Origin of the sequence: Streptomyces griseorubiginosus (assembly GCF_001514195.1) — a bacterium.
GTDB lineage: Bacteria > Actinomycetota > Actinomycetes > Streptomycetales > Streptomycetaceae > Streptomyces > Streptomyces griseorubiginosus.
The window spans coordinates 1-14192 of the sequence record NZ_KQ948755.1; the positions used below are offsets into that span (position 1 = coordinate 1).

A 14192-nucleotide genomic window follows, 5' to 3' on the forward strand; every position below is an offset into this window, starting at 1 on the left:
AGAGGTCGTTTTCTCCCGTTGTTTCATCCCGGGATGCGAATTTGATCCGCTGATGTCGTGTGGCGCCAGGAGATGGTGTTCTCGCCGGTGATGCGGCGGGCCATCAGGTCGGTCATGGCGAGATGGATCATGGCTTCGGAGCGGTGCGGGTGGGTTTCGTGGTCGCGCGCCAGGCGGCGGTGGAGCATCAGCCAGCCGTAGGTTCGCTCGACCGTCCACCGTTTCGAGATTGGGGTGAATCCCCGGGTCCCGGGCGTGCGTTGGACGATTTCGAGGTCGATGCCGAGGGTGGCGGCGTGCTCGACGAAGTGTTTGCGGTAGCCGCCGTCGACCCAGACCTTGCGCAGGGTGGGGTGGTCGGCGGCGGCCTGCTCGAGGAGGGTGCGGCCAGCGGTGGAGTCCTGGACGCCAGCCGCGGTGACCAGCACCGCCAGCAGCAGGCCGAGCGTGTCGGTGATGATGCTGCGCTTGCGGCCTACGATCTTCTTGCCCGCGTCGATGCCCTGCGTCCTGGCGGGCACGGAGGTGGATGTCTTGACGCTCTGGGCGTCGATCACACAGGCCGAAGGGTGGCGGTTCTTGCCTTCCTGCTGGCGTACCAACTCGCGTAAGAGACCGTTGAGCTGGGCGAAAATACCGTCGGTCTGCCATTTGGCGAAGTAACCGTAGACCGTCTGGTGGGGCGGGAAGTCGTGCGGGAGGTAGGCCCACTGGCAGCCGGTGCGGTCCACGTACAGGATCGCGTTCATGATCTCGCGTAGGTCATGCCGGGGCGGCCGGCCGAAGTCCAGGGCCCGGCCGCGGCGTTCGAAGCGCCAAGCGGACAGCACAGGCTCGATCAACTCCCAGCGGGCATCGGACAGATCACTCGGATACGCACGACGGTCGGTCATGACCTGGACGTACCGCCGATTGGGGGCGTGCGCCCAGGCGTGTGTTCCGCCGCGCTGAAGCACGGGACAGATCCGGGCGTCCTGGAATGAGACGGGCGTAGGCCCGCCCACGCCCCAGATGCCACACCATCCGCCCCGCAAGCCGCGACCCGCCCTGCAGACTCACCAGCATCAGCTCATCGGCGGGCGCAAAATGATAGATAGCACCGCACTGCAGATGAAAACGACCTCATACTGAGCGTTTGGTCCTGTCTCGGTCGAGTTGATGACGTTTCCGGAGTCCTGCGACACCAGGACGGTTGGGGTCGACGGGGTAGTAGGCGCGTCCGCGGCGCCTGGGGATCGTTTCGTTCCGGCTGCTCCTGTCTGCTCCCAACACGCCCCCGAGCACCGCCTTGTGACCGCTGGCGGGGCAGAGGGCGGTCGGCTACTTCACAAACATGACTCCGCACACCCCCTATCCCATCGACCTGTCGGACGCGCGCTGGACGCTGATCGAGCCCGTCCTGACGTCCTGGCGCAACCAGCGCCGCGCCCGAGCGCTGGACATCGGCCGACTGCCCGAACACGACCTGCGCCAGATCATGAACGCCATCCGGTACGTGGACCGCACCGGCATCCCCTGGCGCTACCTCCCGCACGACTTCGCCCCGTGGGCCACGGTGTACGGGTACTTCGCCAAGTGTCAGCAGGACGGAGTGTTCGAGCAGCTCACCGGCCTGCTGCGGCGCCTGGTCCGCGAAGCCGCGGGCCGTGACGCCGAGCCGTCGGCCTGCGTGCTGGACTCCCAGACCATCAAGACCTCCGCCAATGTGCACCTCGCGGACCAGGGCACGGACGCCGGGAAACGAATCATCGGGCGCAAGCGCCACCTCGGCTGCGACACCCTCGGCCTACTGCTGACCGTGCTGGTCACCGCCGCCAGCGTCTCCGACACCGCAGCCGGCGTGACCCTGCTCTCCCGCATCGCCGCCGCCCACCCGCACATCACCAAGGCCTGGGTGGACGCCGGCTACCGCAACACCGCCATCGACCACGGCGCCCGCCTCGGCATCGACGTCCACGCCGTCCACCGCCCGCCCGGCGCCCGCGGGTTCACCATCATCCCGAGACGGTGGACCATCGAGCGCAGCATCGGCTGGCTCATGCACCACCGACGCCTCGCCCACGACTACTAGAGACACCCGCACCGCTCCGAAGCCAGGATCCACCTCGCGATGATCGACCTCACGACCCGCAGACTCACCGGCGAAGCCACCCCGAACTGGCGCGGAACCTGACCCGGGACCAAACACGAATCACCGAACCAAACGCTCAGTTAGACGGCAATGCCGTGGTCGCGGAGAATCTCGTTGAGTGCGAGCTTTTCGTGGCCGCTGCCCTCGGGCAGGCGCTTGAGAACCAGCAGGCAGGGCAGACCGAACTCGCCGCCAGGAAACTTCTTCACGCGCGTCGAGCCCACGCATACGGACCAAGCGGGGGCTTCGCCGCGGGGCAGTTCGTCGCCGGTTTCGGCGTCGAAGACGCGGGTGGACTTGGTGAGGATCACGCCAGCTCCGAGCTTGGCGCCCTTTCGAACCCGGGCGCCTTCGACGACCATCGCACGGGACCCGATGAAGGCGTCGTCCTCAACGACGACGGGAGCGGCGTTGGGCGGTTCGAGTACGCCGCCAATGCCAGCGCCCCCTGACAGGTGGACGTTGCGGCCGATCTGGGCAGCGGAGCCCACGGTGGCCCAGGTGTCCACCATGGAGCCCGCGTCGACGTAGCTGCCGATGTTGACGAAGGACGGCATCAGTACTGTGCCCGGGGCCAGGTAGCTACCCCAGCGGGCGATGGCGCCCGGGACCATGCGGACGCCGCCGAGCGTCTGCTTGAGTGGGGTGCGGTCGTGGTAGCGGAACTCCCCGACCTGACTCTCGGTCATCTCCAGGAGCTTGAAGGAAAGCAGTACAGCACGCTTGGCGCGCTCATCGACGACCACCTCGTCAGTATTTGCGTCGACATGTGCCACCCGGGCGGCGCCGGTATCCAAAAGATCCACCGCCTCCACAACGTGGTGGCGGGCTTCCTGATCACGCGGGGAGAGCTCGGTGCGGCGTTCCCACAGGTCGTCGATAACTGGGGAGATGGGGCTGTTCGCATGTGCCATGACTCGACACCCTATCAATGCGTGAGGGGCTATCCGCTCGTTTGCCTATTACATTCGCTGGTTAGTCCAGCGAGCGCTCAATCCCTGGACCGCCGCCTCACGAACGGGTGAGGTTAGTTCGGCGGTTGGATCGGTTCCGCGGCTGGGGTCTGCGGCGCCGTCCAACTGGCGAGGAGCCTGAGGCGGTCCTCCGAAGGGGTGCCCGGCTCGGCCGTGTAGATGATCAGGTCGTGTACGGCTCGCTGAGGCAGGGGCAGGTCCAGGGAGCGGAAAGTCATCTCCAGGGAGCCGACTTCTGGATGGTTCAGCCGCTTGATGCCTTCGTGACGGATTCGGACGTCGTGACTGGCCCACATGGTGCGGAAGTCGGGGCTGAGCGTGGACAGTTCGCCGACGAGCTCACGCAAAGCGCGGTCGTCGGGTTCACGTCCGGCCTCGGCGCGGAGCACTGCGACCGTGGCCCTCGCGCCTTCCTCCCAGTCGACGAAGAAGTCGCGGGAGCCGGGGTCGAGAAAGAAGTACCGGGAGAAATTGGCGCAGCCGCGGTCGCCGGTGGTGTCGCTGGCGAACATCGGCGCATACACGGCCCTGCACAGTGCGTTGTCGGCGACGATGTCCAAACGGCCGTTGCGTACGAAGGCGGGCGCCATGGTCATGGAGTCCAGCATCCACTGGACGGACGCGGGGATCTTGACGTCCTTGCGACGCTGACTGCGACGGGCCGGGCGAGCCGCCTTGGCCAGTTCGAGCAGATAGGTGCGCTCGTCCTCATCGAGGAGCAATGCCTGCGCCACTGCTTCCAGCACGTCCTCGGAGACACCGCCGATGTGGCCCTTCTCCAGCCGTGTGTACCACTCGGTGCTGACGCCGGCGAGGGCCGCGACCTCCTCGCGCCGTAGTCCCGGAACCCGGCGTCGTCGGCTGGTGGGCAGCCCGACCCGCTCCGGGGCGAGCTTGGCACGGCGGCTGATGAGGAAGTCGCGGATTTCCGAACGGTTGCCGGCGGGATCACCGGTGCGGTTGTCGGACGGAGATTCCATTCCTCCACCGTACTCATGGTCCGGCCAATAGGGAGGTCGTGTTTGTACCCCCCATAAACGCGACCTTGTCCGCCCTCGACGGCGCCGGTTTCGTGGGGTCGGCGGACTTGAACGGCACTCCTCCACCGCGGATCGCCGTCCGCCGTCCACCCCCATCCAAACGTCAGGAGCACGACCATGACCGGCAAGACTGTACTGATCACCGGCGGGACCAGCGGTATCGGCGCCCACACCGCGCGGCTGCTACTCGACCGCGGCCACCGTGTCGCGGTCACCGGCCGCGACGAGGGCAAACTGAAGGCGTTCCTCGACGAGGCCGGCCAGCCCGACCGTCTGCTGGGCCTGGTCGCGGACGCGGCGGACTGGCAGGCCACCGAGGCGGCCGTGACCCGGGCCGTTGAGCATTTCGGTGCCCTTGACGCGGCGGTGGCCAACGCCGGATTCATGTCCGGCGACTCCATCGGGGCCGGTGACCCGACATCGTGGGCGCCGATGGTTCTCACCAACGTCCTCGGTCCCGCCCTGCTGGCCCACGCCACCCTGCCTCACCTGGAGGCCACCGGCGGACGACTGGTGCTCATCGGCAGCGTCGCCGGGCTGAAGAACTCTCCCGCCAATCTCTACTCGGCCACCAAATGGGCCACCACCGGGCTCGCCGAGAACCTGCGCCTGTTCGCCACGACCCGCGGCATCGGTGTCACCCTTGTCAACCCCGGCATGATCGACACGCCCTTCTGGCGAGGCGCCGGCGTTCCCCCCTTCGCGCTGCCTCCCGAGCCCATCGCCGAGGCCATCTGCTTCGCCCTCGACCAGCCGACGGGCGTGGACCTCAACACCCTGACCGTCCGGCCCATGGGCCAGCCCGCCTGACCACGCCCGGTTGCCACACCACACCGTTCACCGAGCTTCCTCGAGTGGCCGCCGATCAGGTGACGGTGGGTGAGGCAGCAACGAGCGAGACCCTCGGCTGTTGATCGAGATGTCTGACGTCTCCATCACGCTGCTCGGGAGCCTCGTTGGTGATCTAATCCGAAGCTAAGGGCGGTACGGCGGACGAAGGGTCCAGTCGGACTGTTCGAGTGATGGTCACCAGCGAAGCGACCCGCGGACTTGTCGACTGGCTCAGTTGGCAGCCGGTGCAAATCGACATCGCCCACATCCATCCCGAACGGGCATCCGCTGCCGTCGCCACCGCCGCGGGGCTTACACCCACCGACGAATGGCACGACGGCGAGATCCGATGACACCGAGCATCAGACGATAACTCAACGATCCACAGGTCTTGACTATTACTCGGCCCCGGCCACCGCGGCTGGCTACCGCCAGCTGCTCGACTGGGCACGCCAGTGCGGGACCGTGCTGCGGGCCGGGGTGGAGTGCACCGGCTCCTACGGTGCGGGTCTGGCCCGCTACCTCGCGGCCCAGCAGGTGGCGGTGGTGGAGGTGAACCAACCCGACGGATCCACCCGGCGCCGCTGCGGCAAGACCGACGCCGTCGATGCCGAGGCTGCCGCCCGGGCCGCGCTGTCCGGCATCGCACGGGCGCTACCGAAGAGCGGCGGCGAGCGAGTGGAAGCCTTGCGGATGCTCCGGCTGGCGAAGAACTCCGCGGTCAAAGCCCGCACTCAAGCGCTCAACCAGCTCAAGTCCGTGCTGGTCAACGCTCCGTCCGCCCTGCGCGAGGAGCTGGAACCGCTTTCGCGGCTGCTCCGCCGGTGCGCAGAACTGGCCGACACCCGCGAGGGCAACCCGGCAGCCGACACTGCGGTCTTCACGCTGCGGCTGCTGGCACAGCGCGTCGTGCAGCTTCGACACGAAGCCACCGAGCTCGAAACGCGGATAACCCGCCTCTACCTTGAGCGACGCACCGCCGAAATCAAGGGAAAACGTGAGGTCATGCGCTGCCTCAAGCGCTACGCAGCCCGCGAGGTATACCACCTGATCCGCGCCGACATGATCACGCGCCACCAGCAGTCTGATGCTTCAGCGACTCTGATGACCGCAGCTTGACGAACTGTGAATCTTTACCTGGCTGGTCCGGGACCGGCTGGCAAGGTTGACGTCGGTCGCCCCGTCGCTGTCGTGACTCGTGACGAAAGTGGCCCCAAAGGGTGCCCTGCCTATGAACTGTCCGGCTGCGGCGGGCGGCCTGCGTCGACCCGGCCCACCTCGGTGGCCTGATAAGAAGCCTGCCCGGCCCCCAGGGGCCGTGGCCCGTCACAGTTCTGCCTCGAAGTGACCTCTCCCGGGCACGGCGCCGGTCCGCAGCGACCGCGATTACCCGTCTCACGGAGAGGAATCCCGATCGCGTGAACACCATTGTTGGCTAGGGCGGCCGTCAGCGGCTCCACCGAGGCGAGCCGAATCGGCCCCACCGGCGGGAGCGTTCGGGAGCACTGAGGGGTGGTGGCGAGGCGAAGTGGCCCCGCCTTGGGCCTTGCGGTGGAACGGTGGTTGTGGTCCGCCGAGGGTGGGTGCTGCGGATGGCCTTGTCCAAGCAGGAGTTGTTCGATCGGATTCGCCGGGACAGCTGGCAGCTGGGGCTGCCGATCCGGGCGTTGTCGCGGAAGTACGGAGTACACCGGCGTCTGGTGCGGGAGGCGTTGGCCTCGCCGGTGGCGCAGCCTCGTAAGCGTCCGGTGCGGATCTCTCCGCGGATGGAGCCGTACAAGAAGACGGTTGATGAGTGGCTGCGGGCGGATCTGGAGGCACCGCGCAAGCAGCGGCACACCGCCAAGCGGATCGGCACGCGGCTGGAGGAGGAGTTCGGGGTCACGCTTCCGTACACCACGGTGCGGGACTTCGTCACCGCCCGCCGCCGGGCGATCGCCGCGGAGGAAGGAGTGCCGGCCGAGGGCTTTCTGACCCGGCACAACGTGCCCGGCGCCGATGCCGAGGTCGACTTCGGAGAGGTCTGGGTCGATCTCGCCGGAGAGCGGGTGAAGTGCTTCCTGTTCGCGTTCCGGCTGGCCTACTCGGGGCGGTCGGTGCACCGGATCTCACGGTCCTGCGGGCAGCAGGCGTTCTTCGAAGGCCACGTGCACGCCCTGAGAGTGCTGGGTGGTGTCCCGGCAGGTCAGGTGCGCTATGACAACCTCACCCCGGCAGTCCGCAAGGTCGTCTTCCGCAGCCGGCTGCGTGAGGAGAACCCGAAGTGGGCCGCGCTGCGCGAGTTCTACGGGTTCACCGCGTTCTACTGCGAGCCGGGACTTCGCGGGGCCCATGAGAAGGGCGGAGTGGAGGGACAGGTCGGCTACTTCCGCCGCAACTACCTCACCCCCGTCCCGACGGTTCAGACGCTGGAGGAACTCAACCTCCGGCTCGTCCAGTTCGAGGAACGCGAGGCGAACCGCCGCATCGGATCGCGGATCCGCACCATCGGGCAGGACTTCGCCCAGGAGGCACCGCACCTGCTGCCGCTGCCGGCCGATCCGTTCGAGACGGCGATGACCTTCCACCCGCGGGTCGACCGTTACAGCCGGATCACGGTGAAGATGTGCTCGTACTCCGTCCCGGCCCGGTTCATCGACCGCAAGGTCACCGTCCACCTGACCGGCGACACGCTCGTCGTCTTCGATGGCCGCCGCGAGATCGCCCGGCATGCCCGGCTCGCCGGCCGCGGCCTGGAGCACCTGCTCCTGGACCACTACCTGGAGGTGCTGCTGCGCAAGCCCGGGGCACTGGACCGCTCCGAGGCCCTGCACCAGGCCCGCGCCGAGGGCACCTTCACCGCCGCGCATGAAGCTTTCTGGGCCATGGCCAAGCAGCAGCGCGGTGAGGACGACGGCACCACCGCCCTGGTCAGGGTGCTGCTCCTGCACCGCCATCAGCAGCACGCCGATGTGATCGCCGGACTTCGGGCCGCCGTGAAGCTGGGCAGCTGCAGCGAGGACGTCGTCGCGCTGGAGGCCCGCAAGGCCGCACAGGCAGCCGGCCGGGCGCCCACCGTCACGGCGTCACCAGCAGCACCGGAACATCCCGAGCCCATGGACCCGCAGTTGCCGCAGGTCAGCCACCTCACCTCGCACCGTCTGGCCAAGCCCCTGCCCGATGACGTCCGGCCTCTGCCCCGCCTGGAGCAGTGGGACGAACTGCTGCACCTTCACCGCAAGGAGTCGCCATGACCACCGCCCACCACGCGCTCACCTCACAGGCATCCGACGCCGCGATCGACACCGCCTGCCGCATGCTCCGGCTGCCCACCATGCGCGCCCAGGCCGCCGACACCATCGCCCGCGCCGAGCGCGAAGGGCTCTCCTACGCCGGGTTCCTCGCCGAGCTCCTGCTCGCCGAGTGCGAGGACCGTGACCGCCGCCGGGCCGAACGCCGCATCCGGGCCGCCCACTTCCCGCGCGAGAAGTCCCTGCGCGAGTTCGACTACCGCGCCAACCCCAACGTCGACCCGGCCGTCATCCACAGCCTCGCCTCCTGCGACTGGATCGCCAAGGGCTACCCGTTGTGTTTGATCGGGGACTCCGGCACCGGCAAGTCCCACTTGCTCATCGCATTGGGCACGGCGGCCGCCATGGCCGGCCACCGCGTCCGCTACACGACCGCCGCCGCTCTGGTGAACGAGCTCGTCGAGGCGGCCGACGACAAGCAGCTGGGCAAGACCATCGCCCGCTACGGACGCGTCGACCTCCTTGAGATCGATGAACTCGGCTACCTCGAACTCGACCGCCGCGGGGCCGAGATGCTCTTCCAGGTTTTGACTGAGCGGGAGGAGAAGAACAGCATCGCGATCGCCTCCAACGAGGCGTTCACGGGCTGGTCAAAGACGTTCACTGATCCGCAGCTCTGCGCGGCCATCGTGGACCGGCTCACCTTCAACGCCACCCTCATCGAGACCGGCACCGAGTCCTACCGGCTGGCCCGCACCAAAGCGAACGCCGGGATGAAGTAGTCCGATCGGGCTCACGAGGGCGGAGGAACCTTCCGGATGAGGCCCAAGGCGTCCCCGAACCGCAAGGCCAACGATCGGTCACCATACGTGTCCGCGAAACCGCGGCAGATCGCTGGCTCGACACCCGCGGGCGCCGAGCCCGGCAGCGTCGAGTGACACGTCACATGCCCTTCGTCCGCCACAGCATCAGCGATCATGCTGCGGATCCGTTCCGGCATCGTGGCCCGGAACGGGTTGCCCGGCCGGAAGATGCAGGTCGAGCACCGCTCGGACAGCAGCCGAATCTCGCCGGTCGCCTCATCGGCGACCGGAACGCAGGCCGTCGCGTCGTTCTCGGACAAGTCGTCGGTCTCCATCGGCATAAAGGTCATGATGCCCGATGCCCTCGCACGGCCGCCGACTGATTCGTCAGCCCGGTGGTCCCAAGTCGGGCCGCCCTCCGGAGCCGCCCCAAGACGCCTGATCTTCACGAATCACCCTAGAAGTGGGGCCGATTCGGCTCGCCTTGGTGGAGCCGCTGACGGCCGCCCTAGCCAACCATTGTCGCCCACACGCGTTCGTTCGTCGTCGGCGTCGATACCCACGCCAGGACCCACACCTACGCCGTCCTCGCCGCGAACGGCGAGCACCTGGACACGGAGACATTCCCCAACACCCACGCCGGCAGGGCTCGCGCGATCAACTGGGTCGGACGCCGCACCGGCGGGGACCTTGGCGCCCTGTGGGTCATCGAAGGCATCGGCAGCTACGGGGCCCAGATCGCCCGCCAGAGCGCCCTTGCCGGCTACCGGGTGGCCGAAGCCGCCCGGATGGGCCGCGGCGGGCGCCGCGGAATCGGCAAGTCCGACCCAATCGATGCCCGGCGCATAGCCGCAGCCGTACTTCCGCTCCCCGAAGAGCAGCTGCGCAACCCACGGATGGACGAGGGGATCCGCACGGCAGCCCAGATTCTCCTCACCGCGCGGGACGAACTCACCGGCGAGCGAACCAGGGCTGTGAACGCCCTGACCGCCCTGGTGCGCACCGCTGACCTCGGCGTCGATGCCCGGCGTTCCCTCGGTGCCAAGAAAGTTGGCGAGATGGCTCGTTGGCGCCCCCGCGAGGAAGACCTCGCCACCGCGACGGCCCGCACCGAGGCCGTCCGCCTCGCCAGGAGGATCCTCGTCCTCGATGCCGAGATCACGGACAACACGAACCGGATAGGCGAACTGGTCGACGCCAGCCCTGCCGCCGAACTGGTTGAGGAAACCGGTATCGGTCCCGTCACCGCCGCCACCGTCCTGGTCGCTTGGTCTCACCCAGGGCGGATCCGCAACGAGGCCGCGTTCGCCGCCCTCGCCGGAGTAAGCCCACTTCCCGCCTCATCGGGCAACACCACCCGCCACCGGCTCAACCGCGGCGGCGACAGGCGTCTGAACCGCGCCCTGAACGTCATCGCCATGGTCCGCATGGTGCATCACCCCCAAACCCGCGCCTACCCGACCGACGGCGCACCGAGGGCAAGACAGACCGCGAGATCCGCCGCTGCCTCAAGCGATACCTCGCCCGACGCCTCTATCGCCACATCAACAACGCCGCTGCGGCGATTGGGGTTGACGGGATATAGAAGCTTCATAGGGGCATCGAGTGCAGGTGGTCACCGATCCGGACGGCCGGCTGCTGTGGCTGTCACCCGCGTTGCCGGGCCAGGCTCATGACCTGACCGCGGCCCGCACTCACTGGATCATCCGCATCTGTGAGCGCCAGGGCGTCCCATCCTGGCCGATCTCGCCTACCAGGGCCGCGGCCCCCGGGTGCCCGCCGGCATTAAACGCGGGCTCTTCCAGCGGTTCCCGAACGGCTGGTTCCGAAGTGACCAACACGGCCCTGAGCTGGTTGATGGCCTGGACGCGAGCCTTGAGGGGCAGAGTCCTTGGCAATCTTGAGGATTCGGATGGCCTCGATCGGACTATCACCGCGCTTGGGAACGACGGTCGCCTCGCCGCCCAGTACGAGTCGGGCGGCAGCTTCCGCGTCGACGGTGTCGCGCTTGCCCCGCCGCCGACGCATCGCCCGGTTGACCTCGATGACCTCCACACTGAGCCTTTTCCAACTTCACGAGTGGTGAGGCGGGTCTTCTGTGACCAGGCGGCGTGACAGGACGGCAGCGGTTGTCAGCGGCCGTGGATACGCTACCTGGCGTCCGTCTTCGCTGTGCGTATGGGAGTACCTGTGTGTGAGGGAATCGGATGGCTGGCCGACCGGGACGAAGGGCTAGACAGCGTGGTGTTCGCCCGGGGTACCAGCCCGGAGGACCTGGCGGTGCGGATGGGCGGCACGCCCGGTGCCGCCGTGGAGCTGACCGGCCCCGATGTCACCCATCTCCTCCATCGCTCGGAGACCGGCGACAACGCCGTGGTGCGAGTTGGGGCATGTGGTGCCTGGTCCTACGCGGTACTGCACCTGGCCGACCCAGGGCGAGACGACCTGGCCGTCAGAGCATCACGCGGTGGTGTCGAAGTCATCCAATACGTGGCGATGACAGATCACCCGCCCGCGCAGTTCGACTACCTGCGTGATGGTCAATCGGTGTGCGGCTTCGGAATCGGGGAGGAGGCACATCGCTGGGGTCAGAATCCGGACCATCTGCTGCCGGCGCTCGTTGCAGGCGGCGTCCTGACCCCTGACGGGACGAGTCACCAAGCTGCGCCGGCGCACTCAGCGCTGAGCGGCAAACATCTCACGCTCGCCGTGCTCGAGCACCACTTCGGGCTGTGCCTGCCCAAAAACAGAGTGATGCGTGCGCCACTACCGGCCTACACCGTCCGCGGCACGCTCAGCCTGGGCCCCGACCCAGACATCGACATCATCCGTGCCTGGGCCGCCGAGCACGGCTACCACGTGAACTGGGGTCACAGCGGCCATGTACCTGCCCCCATCCGCGAGGCGTATGTCCATGCCCACCGGTAGGCGCTCAAGCTGAGGCCGGAACGGATTCACCGGGTCTTCCCACCCTCACTCTGAGCTGGTCAGATGAAGGATGAGAACGGCCTGGACGAGTGTGGTGATCCGGGTGGTCGAGCACCGCAGTTTGCGAAGGAGCCGCCAGGACTTGAGGGTGGCGATGGCCTGCTCGACGAGTGCTCGGATCTTCGCGTGGGACCGGTTCACGGCCTTCTGACCTGCGGAGAGGGTCTCCCAGCGGCCCCAGCACGGCGTACGGACCGTTCCACCGGCGCCCCGGTAGCCTTTGTCGGCCCAGCACTTGATGCCGGCCTCGGCCAGGACGTCGACGATGCCGTGTTCACGAGCCGCGCGGACGTCGTGGACGGCGCCGGGCAGCGCCGGTGAGGCCCAGAGCAGCCGGCCGAATGGGTCGGCGATGACCTGCACATTCATTCCGTGCTTCTTGTGCTTGCCTGACAGGTCCGCTGGAGCGGCAGCCCACGCAACCCGCGCCGCCGTAGCCGCGCCTCGGCGACTGTCTGACGTCCGAAAGCCCCCATACGCCCGACCGGTTCCGCCGTGAAGCGCGGGAGAATCAACACGGCAGCGATAAAAATCGACACTGTGTAGACTTTCTGCTGGGGGCACTCCAGCTCCTCGCGAAACCTTCAGGAGGAGCAATGGAGAAGCGGAACTGGCTCATCACCGGCGTCAGCACGGGCCTTGGACGCGCCTTCGCCCAAGCCGCCCTGGCCGCCGGGCACACCGTCGTCGGCACGGTCCGCTCAGAGAAGGACCTGCGGGCCTTCGAAGAGCTCAAACCCGGACACGCTCACGGACGCATCCTGGACGTGACCGACGACGACGCCGTCTCAAGCGTGGTCACGGAAGCGGAGCAGAGCGTCGGCCCCCTGGACGTCGTCATCGCCAACGCCGGCTACGGCCTGGAGGGCATCTTCGAGGAAACCCCGCTGGCCGAGGTGCGGCGGCAATTCGAGGTCAACGTATTCGGGGCGGTGGCCACCCTGCAGGCGGCCTTGCCCCACATGCGCTGGCGTCGCCGCGGACACCTGATGGCCGTCACCTCCATGGGCGGGCTCATGGCCGTGCCCGGCATGTCCGCCTACTGCGGCAGCAAGTTCGCCCTGGAAGGCATCTTGGAAGCGCTGGGCAAGGAGGTCACACAGTTCGGGATCCACGTGACCGCCATCGAGCCCGGGTCCTTCCGCACCGACTGGGCCGGACGCTCCATGACACGCGCCGCGCAGACCATCGACGACTACGACGAGCTGTTCACCCCCATCCGCGAGGCGCGGCAGAAGGCCAGCGGGAACCAACTGGGCAATCCGGCCAAGGCCGGGGAAGCGGTCGTGCACATCACGTCGGTCGACCAGCCGCCGGCCCACCTCGTCCTGGGCTCGGACGCGCTGCGACTGGTCACCGCCGCCCGCACCGCCGTGGACGAGGACATCCGCGCGTGGGAGACGCTCTCGCGTACGACCGACTTCGCCGAGGGCGCTCAGCTCTGATGCCCGGCCACCACCCCGCGCGGAGCCGTCGCACCACCGAACGCAAGGGCGATGTCCGGGAGCGGGCCATCCTCGACACTTGCGAGGCCCTGCTGGCGCAAAAGGGCTACGACGCCATGACCGTCGGCGACATCGCCCAGGGCGCCGGCATCACACGCGGCGCCCTGTACTTCTACTACGGCTCCAAGCAAGAAGTGGTCACCGCGCTCGTGGCCCGGACCGTCGAGCACCTGTGGGAACGGTCCCGGGCCACCGCGCAGACCGACGATCCACGCCAGGCCATCGCAGCAGCCATGCAACGAACGGTCGAGCTGTGGAACGAGCACGGCCTGATCATGCGCACGGCCATCGACCTGTCGCTGACCGTTCCGGAGATCGGCGAACTGTGGAAGCACACAGCCGACTTGTTCGTCACGGCCATCACCGCTGTCCTCGAACGCGCCGGCATCCAGGCCGGCACCGAACCGGACCAAGCCTCAGCGATGGCACGCGCCCTGTGCTGGATGATCGAGCGGACCTTCTACCACGCTTCGCAAGAGTCCCGCGAGAAGCTCCAAGAGGCATCCGAGACCTGCGAACACATCTGGCTGACCAGCGCCGGTCTGACCATCTGAGACACCTCGGCGTGGACGGTGAGGCGCGAAGACCGAGTCACCGGACTCCGAGCCCACCGTCCATAGTCTGCGGCAGCCCGCCGACCCGGCCTCCGCCCCAGACCGCTGCCGTCCATCACCCCGAACGCCGTCGAAC

11 protein-coding genes and 5 pseudogenes are annotated in these 14192 nt (G+C 67.8%); 11 read left to right on the plus strand and 5 right to left on the minus strand.

Features of this window, described 5'->3' with window-relative positions:
- Positions 1-23 precede the first annotated feature (23 nt).
- Positions 24-893 (minus strand): IS5 family transposase, encoded by an 870-nt coding sequence (locus tag AQJ54_RS42735; RefSeq protein ID WP_062247025.1) that lies wholly within the window; start codon positions 891-893, stop codon positions 24-26.
- Positions 894-1333: 440 nt separating this feature from the next.
- On the opposite strand from AQJ54_RS42735, the pseudogene AQJ54_RS42740 reads away from it, so the two are divergent.
- Positions 1334-2173 (plus strand): annotated as a pseudogene (locus AQJ54_RS42740) (IS5 family transposase).
- A 38-nt stretch (positions 2174-2211) separates the two neighbouring features.
- On the opposite strand, the gene AQJ54_RS42745 reads toward AQJ54_RS42740, so the two are convergent.
- Together AQJ54_RS42745 and AQJ54_RS42750 are read right to left on the minus strand one after the other, a co-directional pair.
- On the minus strand, positions 2212-3045 hold the full coding sequence (locus tag AQJ54_RS42745) for a 2,3,4,5-tetrahydropyridine-2,6-dicarboxylate N-succinyltransferase (protein ID WP_062247027.1): 834 nt from the start codon (positions 3043-3045) through the stop codon (positions 2212-2214).
- 113 nt (positions 3046-3158) lie between these two features.
- Positions 3159-4085 carry a helix-turn-helix transcriptional regulator gene (locus AQJ54_RS42750; RefSeq protein ID WP_062247029.1) on the minus strand — a complete coding sequence of 309 codons (927 nt, stop codon included), beginning with the start codon at positions 4083-4085 and terminating at the stop codon, positions 3159-3161.
- A 177-nt stretch (positions 4086-4262) separates the two neighbouring features.
- Between AQJ54_RS42750 and AQJ54_RS42755 the strand changes: the two genes are divergently transcribed.
- The 5 genes and pseudogenes from AQJ54_RS42755 (at position 4263) to istB (ending at position 8988) form a co-directional block, all read left to right on the plus strand.
- Positions 4263-4955, plus strand: coding sequence for an SDR family oxidoreductase (locus tag AQJ54_RS42755; RefSeq protein ID WP_062247031.1), 693 nt, complete (start codon positions 4263-4265; stop codon positions 4953-4955).
- A gap of 215 nt (positions 4956-5170) precedes the next feature.
- A pseudogene (locus tag AQJ54_RS44720) lies at positions 5171-5329 on the plus strand (GNAT family N-acetyltransferase); the annotation flags it as partial.
- A gap of 82 nt (positions 5330-5411) precedes the next feature.
- Positions 5412-6095 (plus strand): IS110 family transposase, encoded by a 684-nt coding sequence (locus tag AQJ54_RS42760; protein ID WP_248845607.1) that lies wholly within the window; start codon positions 5412-5414, stop codon positions 6093-6095.
- 473 nt (positions 6096-6568) lie between these two features.
- Positions 6569-8209, plus strand: a complete 1641-nt coding sequence (gene istA, locus AQJ54_RS42765) for an IS21 family transposase (protein ID WP_062247058.1) — start codon at positions 6569-6571, stop codon at positions 8207-8209.
- Entirely contained in the window at positions 8206-8988 is a 783-nt protein-coding gene (gene istB / locus AQJ54_RS42770) for an IS21-like element helper ATPase IstB (protein WP_062247035.1), read from the plus strand. Before istA ends, istB begins: the two co-directional genes overlap by 4 nt.
- An 11-nt stretch (positions 8989-8999) precedes the next feature.
- Here istB and AQJ54_RS42775 read toward each other — a convergent pair whose 3' ends face one another.
- Positions 9000-9344: a hypothetical protein gene (locus tag AQJ54_RS42775; RefSeq protein ID WP_159055674.1), complete on the minus strand. Its 345-nt coding sequence runs from the start codon at positions 9342-9344 to the stop codon at positions 9000-9002.
- A 183-nt stretch (positions 9345-9527) separates the two neighbouring features.
- On the opposite strand from AQJ54_RS42775, the pseudogene AQJ54_RS44725 reads away from it, so the two are divergent.
- The 3 genes and pseudogenes from AQJ54_RS44725 to AQJ54_RS42780 all read left to right on the plus strand — a co-directional run bounded on the left by AQJ54_RS44725 (position 9528) and on the right by AQJ54_RS42780 (position 11937).
- Positions 9528-10594, plus strand: a pseudogene (locus tag AQJ54_RS44725) (IS110 family RNA-guided transposase).
- A gap of 11 nt (positions 10595-10605) precedes the next feature.
- Positions 10606-10802 (plus strand): annotated as a pseudogene (locus tag AQJ54_RS47955) (transposase family protein); the annotation flags it as partial.
- Positions 10803-11199: 397 nt separating this feature from the next.
- Positions 11200-11937 (plus strand): DUF6461 domain-containing protein, encoded by a 738-nt coding sequence (locus AQJ54_RS42780; RefSeq protein ID WP_062247038.1) that lies wholly within the window; start codon positions 11200-11202, stop codon positions 11935-11937.
- 45 nt (positions 11938-11982) lie between these two features.
- On the opposite strand, the pseudogene AQJ54_RS42785 reads toward AQJ54_RS42780, so the two are convergent.
- A pseudogene (locus AQJ54_RS42785) lies at positions 11983-12390 on the minus strand (transposase family protein); the annotation flags it as partial.
- A 203-nt stretch (positions 12391-12593) separates the two neighbouring features.
- Here AQJ54_RS42785 and AQJ54_RS42790 point away from each other — a divergent pair.
- Together AQJ54_RS42790 and AQJ54_RS42795 are read left to right on the plus strand one after the other, a co-directional pair.
- On the plus strand, positions 12594-13442 hold the full coding sequence (locus AQJ54_RS42790; RefSeq protein ID WP_062247040.1) for an oxidoreductase: 849 nt from the start codon (positions 12594-12596) through the stop codon (positions 13440-13442).
- Positions 13442-14056, plus strand: coding sequence for a TetR/AcrR family transcriptional regulator (locus AQJ54_RS42795; protein ID WP_062247042.1), 615 nt, complete (start codon positions 13442-13444; stop codon positions 14054-14056). Before AQJ54_RS42790 ends, AQJ54_RS42795 begins: the two co-directional genes overlap by 1 nt.
- The last annotated feature ends 136 nt before the right edge of the window (positions 14057-14192 follow it).

Bases quoted from the DNA above. Each gene is read 5' to 3' on its own strand.
- AQJ54_RS42775 (WP_159055674.1), bottom strand. From the start codon at position 9,344: ATGGAGACCGACGACTTGTCCGAGAACGACGCGACGGCCTGCGTTCCG.
- AQJ54_RS42790 (WP_062247040.1), top strand. From the start codon at position 12,594: ATGGAGAAGCGGAACTGGCTCATCACCGGCGTCAGCACGGGCCTTGGA.
- AQJ54_RS42750 (WP_062247029.1), bottom strand. From the start codon at position 4,085: ATGGAATCTCCGTCCGACAACCGCACCGGTGATCCCGCCGGCAACCGT.
- AQJ54_RS42795 (WP_062247042.1), top strand. From the start codon at position 13,442: ATGCCCGGCCACCACCCCGCGCGGAGCCGTCGCACCACCGAACGCAAG.
- AQJ54_RS42755 (WP_062247031.1), top strand. From the start codon at position 4,263: ATGACCGGCAAGACTGTACTGATCACCGGCGGGACCAGCGGTATCGGC.
- AQJ54_RS42745 (WP_062247027.1), bottom strand. From the start codon at position 3,045: ATGGCACATGCGAACAGCCCCATCTCCCCAGTTATCGACGACCTGTGG.
- istA (WP_062247058.1), top strand. From the start codon at position 6,569: ATGGCCTTGTCCAAGCAGGAGTTGTTCGATCGGATTCGCCGGGACAGC.
- istB (WP_062247035.1), top strand. From the start codon at position 8,206: ATGACCACCGCCCACCACGCGCTCACCTCACAGGCATCCGACGCCGCG.
- AQJ54_RS42735 (WP_062247025.1), bottom strand. From the start codon at position 893: ATGACCGACCGTCGTGCGTATCCGAGTGATCTGTCCGATGCCCGCTGG.